Origin of the sequence: Faecalispora sporosphaeroides DSM 1294 (assembly GCA_000383295.1) — a bacterium.
Classification (GTDB): Bacteria; Bacillota; Clostridia; order Oscillospirales; family Acutalibacteraceae; genus Faecalispora; species Faecalispora sporosphaeroides.
Genome location: KB911070.1, coordinates 79,175 through 96,562, shown reverse-complemented (window position 1 = coordinate 96,562; position 17,388 = coordinate 79,175). Strand labels below are relative to the sequence as shown.

The 17,388-nt window shown below is 50.1% G+C and carries 16 protein-coding genes; 14 read left to right on the top strand and 2 right to left on the bottom strand.

Annotated elements, in window-relative coordinates:
- Positions 1-104 precede the first annotated feature (104 nt).
- The 6 genes from G340_RS0110135 to G340_RS0110110 all read left to right on the top strand — a co-directional run bounded on the left by G340_RS0110135 (position 105) and on the right by G340_RS0110110 (position 4,806).
- Positions 105-962, top strand: coding sequence for a dipicolinate synthase subunit DpsA (locus G340_RS0110135; RefSeq protein WP_020073543.1), 858 nt, complete (start codon positions 105-107; stop codon positions 960-962).
- Between the two features lie 5 nt (positions 963-967).
- A complete protein-coding gene (locus G340_RS0110130) occupies positions 968-1,546 on the top strand; it encodes a dipicolinate synthase subunit B (RefSeq protein WP_020073542.1) in 579 nt (192 codons plus the stop codon).
- 325 nt (positions 1,547-1,871) lie between these two features.
- The gene (locus tag G340_RS0110125) at positions 1,872-2,411 is read left to right on the top strand and encodes a PadR family transcriptional regulator (protein WP_027103955.1); all 540 of its coding nucleotides are present in this window, start codon (positions 1,872-1,874) and stop codon (positions 2,409-2,411) included.
- An 85-nt stretch (positions 2,412-2,496) separates the two neighbouring features.
- On the top strand, positions 2,497-3,210 hold the full coding sequence (locus G340_RS0110120; RefSeq protein ID WP_020073540.1) for an ABC transporter ATP-binding protein: 714 nt from the start codon (positions 2,497-2,499) through the stop codon (positions 3,208-3,210).
- Between the two features lies 1 nt (position 3,211).
- Positions 3,212-3,928 carry an ABC transporter permease gene (locus G340_RS0110115; RefSeq protein ID WP_020073539.1) on the top strand — a complete coding sequence of 239 codons (717 nt, stop codon included), beginning with the start codon at positions 3,212-3,214 and terminating at the stop codon, positions 3,926-3,928.
- Between the two features lie 446 nt (positions 3,929-4,374).
- A complete protein-coding gene (locus G340_RS0110110; protein ID WP_020073538.1) occupies positions 4,375-4,806 on the top strand; it encodes an RNA polymerase sigma factor in 432 nt (143 codons plus the stop codon).
- Between the two features lie 278 nt (positions 4,807-5,084).
- Here the strand turns inward: G340_RS0110110 and G340_RS0110105 are convergent, their stop codons facing one another.
- On the bottom strand, positions 5,085-6,134 hold the full coding sequence (locus G340_RS0110105) for a PIN domain-containing protein (protein ID WP_020073537.1): 1,050 nt from the start codon (positions 6,132-6,134) through the stop codon (positions 5,085-5,087).
- A gap of 166 nt (positions 6,135-6,300) precedes the next feature.
- Between G340_RS0110105 and G340_RS0110100 the strand changes: the two genes are divergently transcribed.
- The 8 genes from G340_RS0110100 (at position 6,301) to G340_RS0110065 (ending at position 15,982) form a co-directional block, all read left to right on the top strand.
- Positions 6,301-7,554, top strand: coding sequence for a plasmid recombination protein (locus G340_RS0110100; protein ID WP_020073536.1), 1,254 nt, complete (start codon positions 6,301-6,303; stop codon positions 7,552-7,554).
- 658 nt (positions 7,555-8,212) lie between these two features.
- Positions 8,213-8,407: a hypothetical protein gene (locus G340_RS0110095; RefSeq protein ID WP_020073535.1), complete on the top strand. Its 195-nt coding sequence runs from the start codon at positions 8,213-8,215 to the stop codon at positions 8,405-8,407.
- Positions 8,397-8,969 carry a recombinase family protein gene (locus G340_RS18490; RefSeq protein WP_326522376.1) on the top strand — a complete coding sequence of 191 codons (573 nt, stop codon included), beginning with the start codon at positions 8,397-8,399 and terminating at the stop codon, positions 8,967-8,969. The genes G340_RS0110095 and G340_RS18490 overlap by 11 nt, the downstream gene beginning before the upstream one ends.
- Positions 8,970-9,008: 39 nt before the next feature.
- Positions 9,009-10,109 (top strand): DUF4368 domain-containing protein, encoded by a 1,101-nt coding sequence (locus G340_RS17130; RefSeq protein WP_326522375.1) that lies wholly within the window; start codon positions 9,009-9,011, stop codon positions 10,107-10,109.
- Between the two features lie 434 nt (positions 10,110-10,543).
- The gene (gene yaaA / locus G340_RS0110080; protein ID WP_020073531.1) at positions 10,544-11,326 is read left to right on the top strand and encodes a peroxide stress protein YaaA; all 783 of its coding nucleotides are present in this window, start codon (positions 10,544-10,546) and stop codon (positions 11,324-11,326) included.
- Between the two features lie 87 nt (positions 11,327-11,413).
- Positions 11,414-12,394, top strand: a complete 981-nt coding sequence (locus G340_RS0110075; RefSeq protein ID WP_020073530.1) for a helix-turn-helix transcriptional regulator — start codon at positions 11,414-11,416, stop codon at positions 12,392-12,394.
- A 264-nt stretch (positions 12,395-12,658) separates the two neighbouring features.
- Positions 12,659-15,295 (top strand): NYN domain-containing protein, encoded by a 2,637-nt coding sequence (locus G340_RS0110070; RefSeq protein WP_020073529.1) that lies wholly within the window; start codon positions 12,659-12,661, stop codon positions 15,293-15,295.
- A gap of 261 nt (positions 15,296-15,556) precedes the next feature.
- On the top strand, positions 15,557-15,982 hold the full coding sequence (locus G340_RS0110065) for an HIT family protein (RefSeq protein ID WP_020073528.1): 426 nt from the start codon (positions 15,557-15,559) through the stop codon (positions 15,980-15,982).
- Positions 15,983-16,106: 124 nt separating this feature from the next.
- Here G340_RS0110065 and G340_RS0110060 read toward each other — a convergent pair whose 3' ends face one another.
- Complete coding sequence (locus G340_RS0110060; RefSeq protein WP_020073527.1) at positions 16,107-17,369, bottom strand: O-acetylhomoserine aminocarboxypropyltransferase/cysteine synthase family protein; 1,263 nt, start codon at positions 17,367-17,369, stop codon at positions 16,107-16,109.
- Positions 17,370-17,388: the final 19 nt, after the last annotated feature.

Genomic DNA, 17,388 nt, shown 5'->3' with positions numbered 1-17,388 from the left:
CATTTTTCGGCGGAAAAAACCGGCCGGATATTCTTTTGTGCAATCACAACCCCACGCCCAAATCCATACTATATTTTAGCAGATGATATAGGAGGTTATGAAGCTTGGAATGGAACAGCTTTGGAGTGATAGGCGGCGATCAAAGGCAGATAGCGCTGGCAGAATCCATCGCGGCTGACGGATATACGGTATATGCCTGCGGTTTTGATAAAGCGGCGGAGCTCAAGGGAGTTCGTGCGGCAGAACTGAGAGATCTGGCACTGGTTTGCGACACGATTGTGCTTCCCCTGCCGGTAACGCGGGACGGGCAGCATCTGAATACGCCGCTGGGCAGCGAGCTGATCCCGCTTGACGAGGAGTTTGCCCAACTGATGCGGAACAGGAGAGTGTTTGGAGGCATGATGGATCGGCTGTATCAAACCAGCGAGCTGTGGCAGGAGATAGACACCCGCGATTATTTTGCCAGAGAAGAGCTGGCTGTGCGCAACGCGGCGCTGACAGCAGAGGGAAGTATTGAAATCGCCATGAAGGAATACCCCGGCGCAATCGGAAAATCCCGCTGTCTGGTGGCGGGATTTGGGCGCATCGGCAAGGCGTTGGCACATATGCTGCGAGGGCTGGGGGCCAAGGTGTCCGTCAGCGCGCGCCGTCCCGAGGATTTTGCCTGGATTGAGGTCTACGGCTACGAGCCGGTGCACACCGGCAGCATCTGCCAGAAAGAACAGTACGATATTATCTTTAATACCATCCCGGCCCGGGTGTTTACCAGGCGGGTTCTGTCCGCCATACCCACGGATACGATTTTGATCGATCTGGCGTCCGCCCCGGGCGGTGTGGATACAGAGGCGGCGGAAAAGCTGGGCATTCACGTGATTCCGGCGCTTTCTCTTCCGGGGAAGGCTGCCCCAAAAGCGGCGGGAGAGGTGATTAAGGGGACTATTTACAACATGATGGAGGAGTGAGAGCCTTGAGCGGATTGACCATAGGCTATGCATTGACAGGCTCGTTCTGCACCTTTGAAAAATCGGTGGAGCAAATGCGCCGTTTGATAGACGAAGGGCACCGGCTGATTCCGATCATGTCGGAAACCGCCTTTTCAACAGACACGAGGTTTGGCCGCGCGCAGGATTGGAATCAAGAAATTGAAGAGCTTTGCGGTCACGAAATCTGGCATACGATTGTTCAGGTAGAGCCGATCGGTCCGAAGCGCCTGGTCGATTTGATCCTGATCGCCCCCTGTACGGGGAATACTCTGGCGAAGATGGCCCACGGAGTAACGGACACCGCCGTAACAATGGCGGCAAAATCTCATTTGCGGGTAGGGGGACCGGTGCTTCTGGCCATTTCCACAAACGATGCGCTCAGTGCGGCAGCCCAGAATGTGGGCCGCCTGATGAACACGAAGCACATTTATTTTGTTCCCATGGCGCAGGATGACCCGGAGAATAAGCCGAATTCCGTTGTGTCGGATTTCAGCCTGCTGCCTGCCGCAGTGCTCAGTGCGGTACAGGGCAAACAGCTGCAGCCGGTATTGCTGCAAAAATAACAGGAGAGCGTTTCCGGTTGGAAAACGCCCCGGCCTGTCGAAAAAGGTCCAGCTTAAGGTAGTCCTGCATAAGATAGTACGAAAACTTAAACTGTTTATGGGCTACTGCCAAGTAAAATGTCTAAAATAAGCGTATCGTTCACAATGAACGATACGCTTATTTTTACTCCCTGTCGTAATGGGTAATGTCGCATCAAAACACTAAATAACAAAACAGACGGCTAACAGATAAGTAATGTTAAAACAAAATGTACTGCAATCATCTTGACAGATTCACTTGATCAATGATATAATATTCAACGTTGAGTAAGTGAGGTGAACTGAATTGACGCGGTTACTTGTACTTGGAATTTTAGATGTTCAACCAATGTCTGGCTATGATATTCAGCAGGCATTGCAAATGACAGACGCAGAACGCTGGGGCGGTGTATTAATTGGTTCCATTTATCACGCTCTTAAGAAAATGGAGCATGAGGGATATGTAGCAGTTACCAGCATTGAACAGACAGGACACCGACAAAAAGCTGTTTATTCTATTACGGACACCGGGCGAACTTATCTGCAAACGCTGATTAAGGATTCGTTAAAAGCTTCCTCTGTCCTATACCCCTCAACACTATATTCCGGCCTATCTTTCTATGAAAAGCTATCAGCGGAGGAATGCCGAAAGGCACTTGAAGAACAGCGCATTGCTCTGAATAATGAATATAGTGCTGTTAAACGTGGACTAGAAGCTAAAGATGCTGCTATGCAACACAAAATTCCTCCAATGGTCAATCTTATCATGGAGAATATGTTTTCCACTATAAAGCAACAACAAGACTTTGTTGATAAGGCTTTGGCCCTTTTAGAGAAAGATCACTAAAAATTCTCCCTCGTAACAGAGGGAGAAAAAACATCCCTGATATTCAACGTTGAATAAACAACATTAATTAAACGGAGGTTTGAAAATGAATTTAATAGAAGCAAAAGAAATACGCAAGCAATTTCATAACCGGGAGGTAGTGAAAGGGATTAATTTAGAAATTCGACAAGGTGAAATTCTAGCTTTGATTGGAACCAATGGGGCGGGTAAATCGACCACGCTGGCAATGCTCTTAGGAATATTGCCGCCAGATGCCGGAACGATTACGCGCTGGAGTGAAGATTATAAGGCACATATAGGGGTTCAATTACAATCAACTCCATTTTTTGAGGGCTATAGCACCGAAGAAAACTTAAGGATTTTTGCAGCACTATACAACGTGCGAATGGATAAGGAACAAATTCAAGCCAAGCTGGAAGAATGCAATCTACAGGAAGCGAGGAAAACACTTGCTTCACGCTTATCAGGAGGACAGCAAAAAAGACTTGCGATTGCCGTTACCACTTTGCACAATCCAGACCTGATTATACTCGACGAGCCAGCGGCAGGACTTGACCCCCGCGCCCGGCACGAAGTAAGAGCTATGATAGAACGATTAGCAGAAAATAACGTAACCGTCCTTTTTTCATCACATGATATGGAAGAAGTATCCCGTATAGCTGGCCGCATTATTTTAATGCACGAGGGGCTAATTGTTGCACAAGGTGAACCGGAACATCTTTTACAGGAATATCACGCAGAAAATCTTGAGAGCCTGTACCTTGAATTGACAGACAGCGTAGAAGCAGGAGGAAAATAAAATGAAAACCATATTCAACCTTACATTTAAATCTGCAAGCCGAGATCCTTTTCTACTTCTATGGTCTATCATACTGCCAATCGGCGGAGCCATTGGATTGGGGTTTTTTATAAAATCCCCTGATTATCCTGAACATATTTTAACCGGCATGATAGCAGTGAGTATCTTGTTCTACTCTTTTATGACTACTTCGTTTGCGATTCTGACACAACGGCGCAGAGGTGTATATAATCTTCTGCGAGTGACGCCTATGCCGCTTTGGAAATATGTATGCAGTATATCGGGAGCTTGGACTTTGATTTCATTTGTATGTGCCATGCTTGTGCTACTGTCAGGAATTTTTGTATTAAAAATAAATGTTTCTGTGCAGTCCTTTTTCGCGTTAATACCCATGATTATTATTGCAACAGTTGGGTATGTTTTCTTCAGCTTTTTTATAGCAAGTCTAAGTCGCACAGAAAACAATGTAAGCATTTTGACCAATATTATTACCATGCCACTATTATTCAGCAGCAGCGCTTTCTACTCCCTAAACAATGCCCCTGAATTTCTCCAAACGATTAACAGATTTAATCCTTTTCAGTGGTTTGTCAGTGGCTTGCGTAATGCTCTTGATTTATCGTGGGTTAGCTATTTAGCAGATTTGGGTCTTGTATCATTGGTGGCAATCGTTACGCTGATATTGGCATTAAGAACATTTCGATTTACAGATGTTTAGAATTATGTAAATAGAAACAATTATAAATCTGTCAAGAAACCACTATGCAACTGCCATTATATACAGCAATATTGTTTTTAGTAAAGGGCCTTTCAATGGCAGTTGTATCATTGGAGGGCTCTTTATGTATGTATACCTTTTCTGCCTATTGAAAAAGGAGCCGCCACCTTGTTGTGACGGTTTGGCATAGCTGATGTTCTAAGACTATACAATTTCAAAAAAACATATCAAAAAATGGGTGTATACTGCGCCCATTTTTCATACGACACCGTTCGAGGTTTTTCTCGGACTGGTGTCTTTTTGTTTGCTGGCATTACGGACAAGCCCCAGTGCGACTTCGGGCCAACTTGGCCCGAAGTGCCATACTTCCCCGGATGTTGTTCGCCGCCCTGCTCCATTCGATTCTGAAAGCCCGTAAACCTGAAAAATCGAATGGAGGATTAACCATGATAACAGTGAATTTGAAAGACCTTTATTACTGGTGCAAGGAAGATGTCTTCGTAGAAATTACGGAGGAAATGCTGGAAGCCATGAAAGCTGCTGACCGTCAAGAATCCGCATATAAGCGGCGCACATATTACCACCGGGCACACTACACATTAGATATGGGGGACGGTATTGCGAATGAGTGCGTCACCAAGCCGGAAACCCCGGAGGAAATTTACATCAAAGAAGAAACGACACAGGAAATTGAAGACGCTATTGAAAATCTGACCGAAGCACAAAAACGCCGTTTAAGACAGCGGTATTTTGAGGGCATGAAAATCAAGCAAATTGCAGACATGGAGGGAGTGAACCACTCGACCATATGCTATTCGCTCCGCGCTTCACTCAAAAGCTTGAAAAAACAAACACAGATAAAGCGTTTTAGAGAATAGCCACTTGCCCCGGTGCCGCCGCTTTCGCGTATAGCGATCCGGCGGCGCACCATGAAAAAGCGGAGTGTGGTCACAAACCACGCCCCGCTTTTTCTCGGCCTGTCAGAAATGGGATTGCGGTAGCAAGACCGTTTCCGCTAGGCCGGAACCCGCCCGCAGGCGGCGTCCCCCCTCGGAGAGCCCACGGGACACTTTGCCGCGAAGCGGAAAGTGTCAGAGTGGGTCATATACTTCAAGGAAGTATATGACTGCGGCCAACAAACAACAATAATCAAAATTTAGAAAGGTAAGTTATCCTCATCATCGTCACTCAACCGTGGTTCAACATAATTTCCATTGATAATTGAAGCGGCGGCACTATAAAATTGTGGTAAATAATCTGGTAGTCTGCGATTAATTTCCTCATACAATGACAATGCAGACTCCAAAGCAGACATTGGAATCGAAACGCCGTTTTTTACACGGTCATCTAACCCAAGTATTTTTTCTGCTGGAATTGTCGTTTCAAAAAGATTGTCTCTTATGTCTTGCTTTAAATGAGCAAATACAACTTCCATATATGCACTATCAACCTTTTGACTAAGTGTAAACGTTCTGTCCCAATCTGGATTACCCCAATAATCCTCACTGTTAACACCGCATAGGGAATAAATAACTTCATGTACTTTTTCCCGTAGTTGGTTCACATCTGGAAGCGGTGTGTCCTTTTTGGTTTGGGGTGGCTCAACCTCTTTTATTTCTGATAAGGTTTTGTAATAACCATTGTCTTTGATGGCTATAGATTTTCCGGTATACTCTGTGAACTCTTGGCAAAGAATTTCCGCGTTTTTTCTGAACCCATTATCATTAGTTACGAAAACAACATCACTTTCTCCATTTTCTTTAAAAAATTCTAGTAGTGAAACCCAAATCAACGAATCTTTGAACCCTTTATCGCTAGCCCCATCGACGGATAAGAAAGGGGGGATTTTCTTGTATACTCTATCTAAAATTTTAGCAAAAGTAATGTCATTCGATGAAAAAGGAATAATATGTTCGCCAAACAAGTCTATATATCCCTTTTGTGTTAGCTCTTTTTCTGTTTGGACTCGCTTTTCTAAGGGCGTAGTTATTCGTATGCTGGCTATACCCCTATAATCTTCGGTTAGCTTGATCAATTTATCGTATTTATTTTTCAAATCAAGATACTTTTGAGATATCCGTTCATCTATTGAAACTTGAGTAACATATACGGAGAATTTATCGCTTAGATTTGTAACTACCTCTTTAAGGTTAAGATTTTCAATTATGAAATTTGTATCAAAAACAAACGCACTTTTACTATCCAAGCAATTCCCCTCCAAGCCGCACAATTTTCCACTTACATTATACAACATTTTCCTCAACTTCACAATCCTAATTCACTTCGGGCCAACTTGGCCCGAAGTTCCTTTTTGCCCGGAAACCTGCCCAAAAGCATCAGAACTATCACGGTAATTGAAAGGGGGCCGTGCCATGCAGAAAGTTGACCGTTCTATAGTCCGCAATGAAGCCTATCAAAAGAAAAGCGTTTCTATTCGGGAACGCCACAACGAGCGAAAAAATCAGGGCTATTCCAATCCCGACATTGTAACAGACCGCTCCTATCTCAATGTACATTTTAAAACCTGTGAGGTTAGTTATGCCCAAGCCTTTGACAAAATGCTGGAAGCTGGAACCATCAGCACGCGCGGCCTGCAACCAGATGCAAAGGTCATTGACGAGCTGGTTTTTGATGTGAATACCGCTTACTTTGACCGCAATGGCGGGTATGAATATGCAAAGGATTTTTTTGAAGAAGCTTACCGCTTGGCAATACAGGAAGCTGGCGGCGAACAATACATTTTATCGGCGGTTATGCACGCCGACGAGCGCAACCGCGCCTTGTCGGAACAGCTTGGGCGTGATGTATTCCACTACCATCTGCACGTTATCTATGTGCCTGTGGTGGATAAGGAAATCAAGTGGTCGAAACGCTGTAAAGACCCTGCTTTGGTCGGTACGACAAAGGAAGTTATTAAACAGGTCAGCCATTCTAAAAAATGGCCCAAGCTGAAACAGTTGGACAGGGACGGGAATCCTGTTTTAAGTAAGAACGGGAAAGCCATTCTTATCAATTCCTATTCACTTTTACAGGACAGATTTTTTGAACATATGAGGGCGGCGGGCTATACCGATTTCGAGCGTGGGGAGCGCGGAAGCACCGCCGAACATTTAAGTGTGTTAGATTACAAAATCCAGCAGGACACACAGCATATTTCCTCACTGAATGAGGTTATCGAGGACAAAGAAAACACTGCCGTCCTGCTGGATAAAAAGGTAGAAAAACAGACGGAACGTCTTTCCGGCTTACAGGAAAAAATCAGCGTGACCAAGCAAGCCGTCGCTACTTTTTCAGAAATTGAGGATATGACGAAAAAGACCATTAGCGGCAATGTACAGCTTTCCCCGGCAGACTGGAAAACCGTATCCGGCCTTGCGAAAAAGGGTGTGACCGCCGAGGGCGATATTTCCGATTTAAAGAAACAGCTTGCCGCCGCGAAAAAGGACGCGCAGATATACAAATCCCGTTGGGATCGGCTGTTAGAGGAAACAAAGCTGTTCCGGGAAGCCGTGAAACACGCACCGCGCTTGGTAAAGGAATTTCTTGCTTCTGTATTCCGCAGACCGCCGGAAAAACAGGAGCCGGAGCGAACGCCAAAGCGGAAAAATAAAGATGTGGAGTTATAGCCACTTCGGGCCAAGTTAGCCCGAAGTCCGCAAGGTATCAAGAGGGTGTTCCCCCTCTTGCACTCCCCCCACTCGCCGTGTGGCAGAGGTTCCCATGTTTAAAGGATATGGGAACCTTGCGGTTCAGTGTGGGGCACAGCTTATGTCAATGGGCTTTTGCGGCATATGCTCTGTCGCTCCGCTCGTCCGCTATTCCACAGTCCCATTGACAACGCCTTTCGCCCTTTCTGCTCTTTGGAGGAGGCCGGGGCGCGGGGCTGGCCCCGCATAAGCTGACGATAGCCACCAACCGAGCGGAGCCGGTTTTGCCGTAGAATGGAGCGGACGGAAACGGGGCCAGTTTCTCCTTGCTCTGCTCCCCGTTTTCGGCGGTGTAATGGCACGGCAAAAATTCGAGCTGTCAAGGGTTAAGGGTGAAGCCCGTCCCTTGACTGCCCGGATAGGCGAAGCGGCCTAAGTTTCGGACAGGTCGATGTTACGATTTATCTCTTTTATACAGTCCACAAACCCGCATGAATACAGGGTTTCTTGCTCCTCTAAAACCCCGTTTTGAGGGGTACTAAGGGTTTTGTATTACCCACCCCTTGAAATCAAACAAAAAGCTAACATTTATCACTTCGGGCCATGTTGGCCCGAAGTGATCGAAAGGAGTTGCCCTATGAATAAAAAATATAATAAAGATGGTCATATCGTTGTGAAAGTTCCTCTTTCTGGTGAACTGCCGCAAGTAACCTTGAAACGGCAAATCGGTGGTACGGAGTATTCCGTGTCCGGCAGTTATGATGGGAAACGAACTTTGCCCGCCAAGCTGTTGAATCTCATGGTTCAAAGCGGTGACAACCATGACAAGTAACGGTACACATGGTAAAATAGAGATAGACATTGAACCTTTGGCAGACTGCCCGGAAAAGGAGGAAAACATGCGGCGGTCTGAAACAATTACAGCGTTATATCTTCGGCTTTCCCGTGATGATGAACTGCAAGGAGACAGCAACAGTATTCTAAACCAAAAAGCAATTTTGAGTAAGTACGCAAAGGAAAATCATTTCCCTAATCCAACTTTTTTCGTGGACGACGGATTTTCTGGAACAAATTTTGAAAGACCCGGCTGGAATGATATGCTGGAACAAATTGAAGTCGGAAAGGTCAAAACCGTTATTGTCAAGGACATGTCCCGGCTTGGGCGTGATTACTTAAAGGTAGGGTTTTATACCGAGGTTCTCTTTCCTGAAAAGAGTGTACGCTTCATTGCAATTAACAACGGAATTGACAGTAACAATCAGCAGGACAGCGACTTTACCCCATTTTTGAATATCATCAACGAGTGGTACGCAAAAGACACCAGCAAGAAAATCCGGGCCGTCATGAAGTCTAAGGGCGAAGCGGGTGAATACCTTTGTACCAACCCTCCCTAAGGTTACAGAAAAGACCCGGACAATCCGAAAAAGTGGCTTGTGGACGAAGAAGCGGCACAGGTGGTGCGACGTATCTATGCCTTATGTTTGGAGGGCTACGGCCCTACGCAAATTGCCCGATTGCTCAAAGAGGAGCATATTCCTGTTCCAACGGCCTACTGGCTATCCAATGGGCGCAAGCCAAACACTGCCTTACCCGACAATCCCTGCAAATGGGTATCGGACACCGTAGCTTATATTTTGGAGCGCAAAGAATATCTTGGACATACCATTAATTTCAAAACCTACAAACAATCCTACAAGTCCAAGAAAAAACTATGGAATCCCGAAGAAAAGCAGATGGTATTTGAGAATACCCATGAAGCCATTATTACTGCTGATGTATGGAAAAAGGTACAGGTTTTGCGAAAAAACAAGCGCAGGCCGACACGGACGGGAAAAACCAATCTGTTTTCAGGCATTGCTTATTGTGCAGATTGCGGGGCGAAACTGTACTATTGCACCAGCAAAAACTTTGAAACTCGGCAAGACCATTTTGTCTGCTCCACTTCGAGAAAAAAAGGTAAGGAAGTTTGTGCCACTCATTTTATCCGTGCTGTTGTTTTGGAAGAAATGGTACTCTGGCATTTGCAGTATATCACCAGCTTTGTAACGGCGTATGAGGATATATTTCGGGACAAAATGAATGCCAAACATACCGCAGACCAGAAGAAGCAGATCGCTCTGCGGCGCAAGCAGATTGCACAGGCAGAACGGCGTATCACCGAATTATCCAAACTGTTCAAGCGTATGTATGAGGATAATGTAAGCGGAAAACTCAATGATATTCGCTTTGAAGAATTGTCCTCTGACTATGAAACAGAACAAGTAGATTTGGAAAACAAGCTGGAACAGTGGCAAGCGGAATGGACCGAACAGGAACAGCATACCGAAGATGTGGAACGGTTTATCAGCAAGTGCAGGAAGTACACGGATTTGACGAAACTGACACCCACAATCTTGAATGATTTGGTGAACAAAGTATTTGTAGAAGCACCTGATAAATCGGACGGCAAGCGTAGGCAGAATATTCACATCAGTTATGACTTAGTGGGAATTCTGCCGCAACTAAATAACCCAATACATGAAGAAATGGCGTAGCTTTTACGCTACGCCATACTTCATTCAAATATTGTTTTACTAAGGACGGCCTTATGCTGGGCTTTTTGTTTGTAAAATGGTAAAATAGAGACAGGTGATGAAAAATGCTGGAACGGGAAAATCTGCGCAGAGACGCAGTGGAATTTGTGAATACGGACCTATTGGTGCCACAGGAACATCTGCTGCGACAGATTGGCAGCGTGGTATTCAATGACGGGCGGGCGCTGTCCACAGCGTACAAGAGAACGATGCTCTAAGCGGGGAATCTGGAATGGCGGAAGTATGTGTACAACGATTCTGGCGGGGGCCGTCCAATGCGGCCCCCACGCGCTTGTCTCTATCCGTACAACACAGCCGGTCACGTGGTACACTGGGTGTATTCCCAATCATCGATCAAAAATTACGCTTTGGCAAACGCACAAGGATGTGACCCTATGAGAATCATCATTTCTCCCGCAAAAAAGATGAATATTGATACCGACAGCCTGCCCTATGAGAGCCTGCCGCAGTTTTTGGAGCAGGCCGAAACGCTCCTCGGCTGCCTGCGTGCTATGGATTTTGCGTCCCTTAAAGCGCTGTGGTGCTGCAACGATTCGATTGCCGATCTCAATTACAGGCGGGTGCAGTCGATGGATTTGCGCAATGCGCTGACGCCCGCGATTTTGTCGTACGAGGGGACTCAGTACCAATACATGGCCCCCGGTGTGTTTGAGCGGGAGCAGCTTACATATATCAATGAGCACCTGCGGATTCTGTCGGGCTTTTACGGTCTGCTGCGCCCCTTCGACGGGGTGACGCCCTATCGCCTGGAAATGCAGGCTCGGCTTTCGGTGGGCGGGCAAAATCTGTACGCCTTTTGGGGGAACCGGCTGGCGCAGCGGCTTTGTGCCGAAAGCGAGCTGATTTTGAATTTGGCTTCCAGTGAATACAGCAAAGCCGTTTTGTCCCATCTGCCGAAGACGGTGCGCTTTCTCACCTGTACCTTTGGGGAGTGGAAGGACGGCAGGGTGGTTGAAAAGGGTACCCTGTGCAAAATGGCCCGCGGCGAGATGGTTCGCTGGCTGGCAGAACAGAACGTGACGGAGCCAGAGGACATCCGCGGCTTTGACCGCCTCGGCTATGCCTACCGCAAAGAGCTTTCGGAACGCGACCATTATGTGTTTGTCAAAGAGGGCGCCGAAAAGCGGAAGGTGCAGATTTTACTGCATGATTTTTAAAAATCATGCAGTAAAATGCCGGCAGCTATTTTCCAGGGATTGGTAAATGTGCTATACTATGGTATCCTCATTTTGGGAAGTGACGTTATGCCCAGTTCATCGAATCAAAAAAAGAAGCTGCTCTATTTGATGCGAATTCTTTTGGAGCGCACGGACGCGGACCACGTTATGACGATTCAGGAGCTGATCGCCGCGCTGGCGGAGTACGGGGTTCCCGCCGAGCGAAAGTCGGTTTATGCCGATCTGGAGCTGCTGCGCGAATTCGGCCTGGATGTGGAATCGCGCAGAAGCAGAACCATCGGCTACTATGTCGACGCGCGGGAGTTTGAGCTGCCCGAGCTGAAGCTTCTGGTAGACGCCGTGCAGAGCTCGCGCTTTATTACGCCGAAGAAAAGTACGGAGCTGATTCAAAAGCTGTCGTCCCTGACGAGCAATCCGCAGGCCGGCCAGCTTCGGCGACAGGTGTATGTGGCAAACCGGCCCAAGACCATCAACGAGAGCATCTATTACAATATCGACGCCATCCATACCGCCATCCATTCCGGGCGCAAAATCAGCTTTCAGTATTTTGATTACAACGCGGACAAGGAGCGCGTGTACCGTAAGGGCGGCGAGCGGTACTGCCAGAGCCCCATGGCGCTTTGCTGGGACGACGACAAGTATTACCTGATTTGCTACAGCACCAAATACGGGGATTTTGCGCATTACCGGGTCGACCGGATGAATCAGGTTGCGGTGTGCGGTGAAGAAGCGGAGCGCCCCGATCAAAAAGATTTTGATGTCGCCGAGCACGCAAAGCAGGTATTCGGCATGTACAGCGGCGAGTTGGTCGCCGCCACACTGCGCTTTGATCAAAGCCTGGTCAATTCTGTGTTAGATCGATTCGGGCCCGAGGTTCCGTTTCGCAAATGCGGCGATTTTTTTGAAATCTGCGTTGAGGTCTCCAACAGCCCGGTCTTTTTGAGCTGGATTTTCCAGTTTGGGGAAAAGGCCGAAATCGTCGCGCCGCAGAGCCTGGTGGATTCTATGCGCGCTCTGCTTTCGGCACAGATAAAGAAATACCAGTAAAACCGCAAGGCGCCCCTGATTGCAAAGCGCTCAGGGGCACCTTTTTTATGTGTATTGCGGCTGTTGATTCACCCGCCGTGAAATGGTATGATAACGTAGTACGAAATGCAAATAGAATACGGCAATTCCACTGTGGATTTGCCTGAAAAAGAGCTTGCTGTCAAAATGAAAATTTCCTTGTCCGCCGAAGGTCAGGGAGGAAATCAGTGCTCTTATTTTCAAATAAAATGTATCATATCGATATCGGGATAATGGGGAACAGGAATGAAAAGACTGGCTGTTGGAATTTTGGCTCATGTAGACGCTGGGAAAACGACGCTTTCCGAAGGGCTGCTCTATACCTGCGGGCGGCTGCGGCAGCTGGGCCGGGTCGACCATAAGAATGCGTTTCTGGATACGGAAGCGCTCGAGCGGGAACGCGGGATCACCATTTTTTCCAAGCAGGCGGTGCTGCCGCTCGGCGATTTGGAAATCACCCTGCTCGATACCCCCGGCCACGTGGATTTTTCGAGCGAGATGGAGCGCACGCTGCAGGTGCTGGATTACGCCATTCTTGTCGTGAGCGGGTCGGACGGCGTGCAGAGCCACACCCGCACGCTCTGGCGGCTGCTCGGCCGCTACCGGATTCCCGCCTTCCTGTTCATCAATAAAATGGATTTGCCCGGTACGGACCGCGAGGCGCTTCTGCGCGAACTGAAAGCCTCTCTTTCGGATGGCTGTGTCGATTTTGGTGCGGATCAGAGCTGCGGCGAGTGGATGGAGAATGTCGCCGTGTGCGACGAGGAAGCGATGAGCCGGTATCTCGAGCAGGGGGAGCTTTCCGATACAGAGGCTGCCGCGCTGGTGGCCCGCCGCAAGGTGTTCCCCTGCTATTTCGGCTCCGCGCTGCGCCTTTCCGGCGTGGAGGAGCTGGTGCGGGGCCTGTCGCTTTACACGCAGGTTCCCCAATACCCGCAGGAATTCGCGGCCAGAGTGTTCAAAATCACCCGGGACGCGCAGGGGAACCGACTGACGCATCTGAAGGTGACAGGGGGCACCCTCCGGGTGAAAATGCCGCTCAAAAGCCGGGAGTGGGAAGAAAAAGTCGATCAAATCCGCGTCTATTCAGGGGCGAAATTCCAGCCTGTGGACGAAGCGCCTGCCGGAACCGTCTGCGCTGTAACGGGCCTGAGCAAAACCCGCGCGGGAGAGGGCCTTGGGGCCGAGGGAGCGTGCGAAGCCCCGGCACTCGAGCCGATGCTCACCTACCGGGTGATTTTGCCGCAGGGCTGTGACGCGCACAGCGCGATGCAGAAGCTGAGCGCTCTGGAGGAAGAGGACCCGCAGCTTCATCTGGTATGGAACGCGCGGCTGCGGGAGATTTCGCTGCAATTGATGGGCGAGGTGCAGCTCGAGATTCTGAAAACTCTGATCTACGAGCGCTTCGGCCTGCGGGTGGAATTTGGCTCCGGCAGCATTGTGTATAAAGAGACCATCGCCGCCGCAGTGGAAGGAGTGGGGCATTACGAGCCCCTGCGCCACTACGCCGAGGTGCATCTGCTGCTCGAGCCGGGCGAGCGGGGGAGCGGCCTGCACTTTGCAAGCACCTGCCCGGAGGCTCAGCTCGACAGAAGCTGGCAGCGGCTGGTTCTGTCGCATCTGGAGGAGCGGGTTCATCGCGGCGTGCTGACCGGCTCACCCATTACCGACCTGAACATTACGCTTGTGGCGGGCAGGGCCCATGTGAAGCATACCGAGGGCGGCGACTTTCGCCAGGCCACCTACCGCGCGCTGCGGCAGGGGCTGATGAGCGCCGAGAGCATCCTTTTGGAGCCGTGGTACGATGTTCGGCTGGAGCTGCCAGCCGTAAACGTGGGCCGCGCGATGACGGACATTCAGCGCATGGGCGGCAGCTGCGCTCCCCCGGAGCCGTGCGGCGAGCTGACGCTTCTCACCGGCAGCGCCCCCGTTGCGGGCCTGCGCGGTTATGGCCGCGAGGTGCTCTCTTACACCCGGGGCCGGGGGAAGCTCGCCTGCTTTTTCCGCGGGTATGAGCCCTGCCGCAATCAAGCGGAGGTAATCGCCGCCATCGGCTACGACCCGGAGCGCGATTTGGAGCAGCCCGCGGATTCCATCTTTTGCGCGCACGGGGCGGGATTTTCCGTCCCGTGGAATCAGGTGCGGAATTATATGCATGTGGAAAGCGGCTTTCGCTCCCACGAGGAGAATCGGCAGGCGGAGAGCGCTCCGGGATTCTCCGCGCGGCCGTCTGTCTCTTATACCGGCGCTTTGGAGCAGGACAAGGAGCTGCAGGCTATTTTTGAGCGGACGTACGGCCCGGTCAAGCGGCGTGAGTTTGTGCCGCAGAAGCTGCCTTTGCAGGGGACGGAGCAGGCCGCAAAGCGGGAAGCCGTCCGTCCGGTCATGGCCGGGCCGGAATATCTGCTGGTGGACGGCTACAACATCATTTTCGCGTGGGATGATCTGAAGGCGGTGGCGCGGGAGAGCCTCGACACCGCGCGCAAGCTGCTGATGGATTTGCTCAGCAATTATCAGGCTTACCGCAAGTGCGAGGTGATTCTGGTGTTCGACGCCTACCGCGTTCCGCGCAACACCGGCGAGGTGCAGCGGTACCACAACATCAGCGTGGTGTATACCAGACAGGCCGAAACCGCCGACGCCTACATTGAAAAAACGACCTACGAGCTGGCCAAGCAGTACCGGGTGCGGGTCGCAACCTCCGACGGCATGGAGCAGATGATCATTCTCGGGCATGGGGCGCTCCGGATTTCGGCCCGGGTATTCCGCCAGGAGGTGGAGATGGTCGGCGGCCAGATTGCGGAGCTGCTGGCGCAGATCAACCGGTATGAAAAGTCGCGCCCCGTACAGGCCGCCTTTGAAAAAGCGAAGAAAAAGGAATGAAAGAAAAGCATTGCAAAAAAGCCCGATGAATCGGTGTGTTTTGGTTGACGCGGGGGTTGATTGGTTTTATAATTGTTTCGATATCAGAAATATTTCTCCCGCCCGGTGAGGATTGAAAAGCTTTGGCAACGGCAAATTTTCTGAGCGGCGGAATGGGAATCTGCGGATTGCCCCGGCAGAAGGCGTGAGAAAATCGTAAGACGCTTCTCGGCTTTCGGGATCAAATAAGGTTAACAATACAAAACAGAAGGAGCAAATCAAATGGATGCAACGTGCGCATACTGTGTGGAAGGCGAACTGCTGGATAAGTTCGGAATCAAAATCTGCGAGCTGGAAACCTCGAAGGTATATTTGTTTAAAGAGCAGAGCCACGAGGGCCGGGTGGTCGTGGCCCATAAAAAGCATGTGAGCGAGATGATCGAGCTTTCAGACGAAGAGAGAAACGCCTATTTTGCCGAGGTGAATCGGGTGGCCAAGGCGCTGCATGAGGTGTTTCACCCCGAGAAGGTCAATTACGGCGCGTATGGCGACACCGGGCATCACCTGCATTTTCATCTGGTGCCGAAATACCGCGACGGCGCCGAGTGGGGCGGAACGTTCGCCATGAACCCCGATCAGGTCTATTTTGATGAAAAAAAGAATGCGGAGCTGATCGATCGAATTCGTCGGGCACTGCAAGTAAAATAAGGCTCGTACCCGAACGCAGGTGAAAAAGGAAGAAGCTTTTCAGCATTTTGGTGAGAAATGTTGAAAAGCTTCTTTTACTCTGTTGTGCCGCGGCAGTCCGCCGCGGGCGTATGTGCGGCGGAGCTTACACCTTGCGCAGGCTCTGCTCAATATCTTCGATTATGTCCTCAACGCTTTCCAGCCCGACGGAGAGGCGGATCATACCGGGGTTGATGCCTGCGGCAAACAGCTGTTCTTCGGTCAGCTGGCGGTGGGTGGCGCTGGCGGGGTGCAGCACGCAGGTGCGAATATCCGCCACATGTACCTCAATGGAAGCGAGCTTGAGGCCGTCCATGAATTTCACGGCGTTGTCCTTGCCGCCCTTGATGATGAACGAAATCACGCCGCTCGTGCCCTTCAGGTACTTTTTTGCGAGCGGGTAATATTTGTCGCTCGCAAGACCCGGGTAGATCACCTTTTCAATCTTGTCGCAGGCCGCGAGATAGTTTGCCACCTCCAGCGCATTTTTGCAGTAGCGCTCCATGCGCACGGCAAGCGTTTCGAGGCCGAGATTTAAAAGAAACGCGGAGTTTGCAGCCGGGTAGGCGCCGTAGTCGCGCATCAGCTGCATTCTGGCCTTTGTAATGTATGCGGCCTTGCCGTAGTTCCCCACATAAGTAATGCCGTGGTACGATTCGTCCGGCTCGGTAAACTCGGGGAATTTGCCGTTGGCCCAGTCGAAATTGCCCGAATCGACAATCACGCCGCCCACCTGCACCGCGTGGCCGTCCATGTATTTCGAGGTGGAATGCACCACGATATCCGCGCCAAACGCAAACGGCTTGCACAGAATCGGGGTGGCAAAGGTATTGTCCATGATCAGGGGGATTTTGTGGCGGTGGGCGATACGCGCGAATTTCTCAATGTCCAGCACGCTCAGGGCCGGGTTTGCGATCGTTTCGCCGAAAATCAGCCGGGTGTTTTCCCGCACTGCGGCGCTGATGGTTTCCTCGTCGGCGTCGGCGTCCACAAAAATGCACTCGATCCCGTAATTCTTCAGGGTAACGGCAAACAGGTTCACGCTTCCGCCGTAAATCTGAGAGGTGCTGATGAAGCTGTCGCCCGCCCTGCACAGGTTCAAAATGGCGAGCAGCGTGGCGGCCTGGCCGGAAGAGGTGCACATCGCGCCCACGCCTCCCTCCAGGTCGGCGATTTTCCGCTCGACCGCCATCACGGTGGGGTTGGCGAAGCGCGAGTAAATCAGGGCTTTGGTCGGTTCGTCGAATACGTCGCCGACCTCCTGCGTCGAATCAAACACATAGGTTGTGCTTTGAACGATCGGAACCATCTTTGGCTCTGAATTTTTTGGGGTATACCCGCTGTGGATGCATTTGGTTTCGTCCCTCATGCTGTGTTTCCCTCCTGAT

Coding starts and splice junctions, on each gene's coding strand:
- G340_RS0110120 (WP_020073540.1), top strand. CDS start 2,497: ATGAATTTAATAGAAGCAAAAGAAATACGCAAGCAATTTCATAACCGG.
- G340_RS0110115 (WP_020073539.1), top strand. CDS start 3,212: ATGAAAACCATATTCAACCTTACATTTAAATCTGCAAGCCGAGATCCT.
- G340_RS0110110 (WP_020073538.1), top strand. CDS start 4,375: ATGATAACAGTGAATTTGAAAGACCTTTATTACTGGTGCAAGGAAGAT.
- G340_RS0110100 (WP_020073536.1), top strand. CDS start 6,301: ATGCAGAAAGTTGACCGTTCTATAGTCCGCAATGAAGCCTATCAAAAG.
- G340_RS0110095 (WP_020073535.1), top strand. CDS start 8,213: ATGAATAAAAAATATAATAAAGATGGTCATATCGTTGTGAAAGTTCCT.
- G340_RS18490 (WP_326522376.1), top strand. CDS start 8,397: ATGACAAGTAACGGTACACATGGTAAAATAGAGATAGACATTGAACCT.
- yaaA (WP_020073531.1), top strand. CDS start 10,544: ATGAGAATCATCATTTCTCCCGCAAAAAAGATGAATATTGATACCGAC.
- G340_RS0110075 (WP_020073530.1), top strand. CDS start 11,414: ATGCCCAGTTCATCGAATCAAAAAAAGAAGCTGCTCTATTTGATGCGA.
- G340_RS0110070 (WP_020073529.1), top strand. CDS start 12,659: ATGAAAAGACTGGCTGTTGGAATTTTGGCTCATGTAGACGCTGGGAAA.
- G340_RS0110065 (WP_020073528.1), top strand. CDS start 15,557: ATGGATGCAACGTGCGCATACTGTGTGGAAGGCGAACTGCTGGATAAG.
- G340_RS0110060 (WP_020073527.1), bottom strand. CDS start 17,369: ATGAGGGACGAAACCAAATGCATCCACAGCGGGTATACCCCAAAAAAT.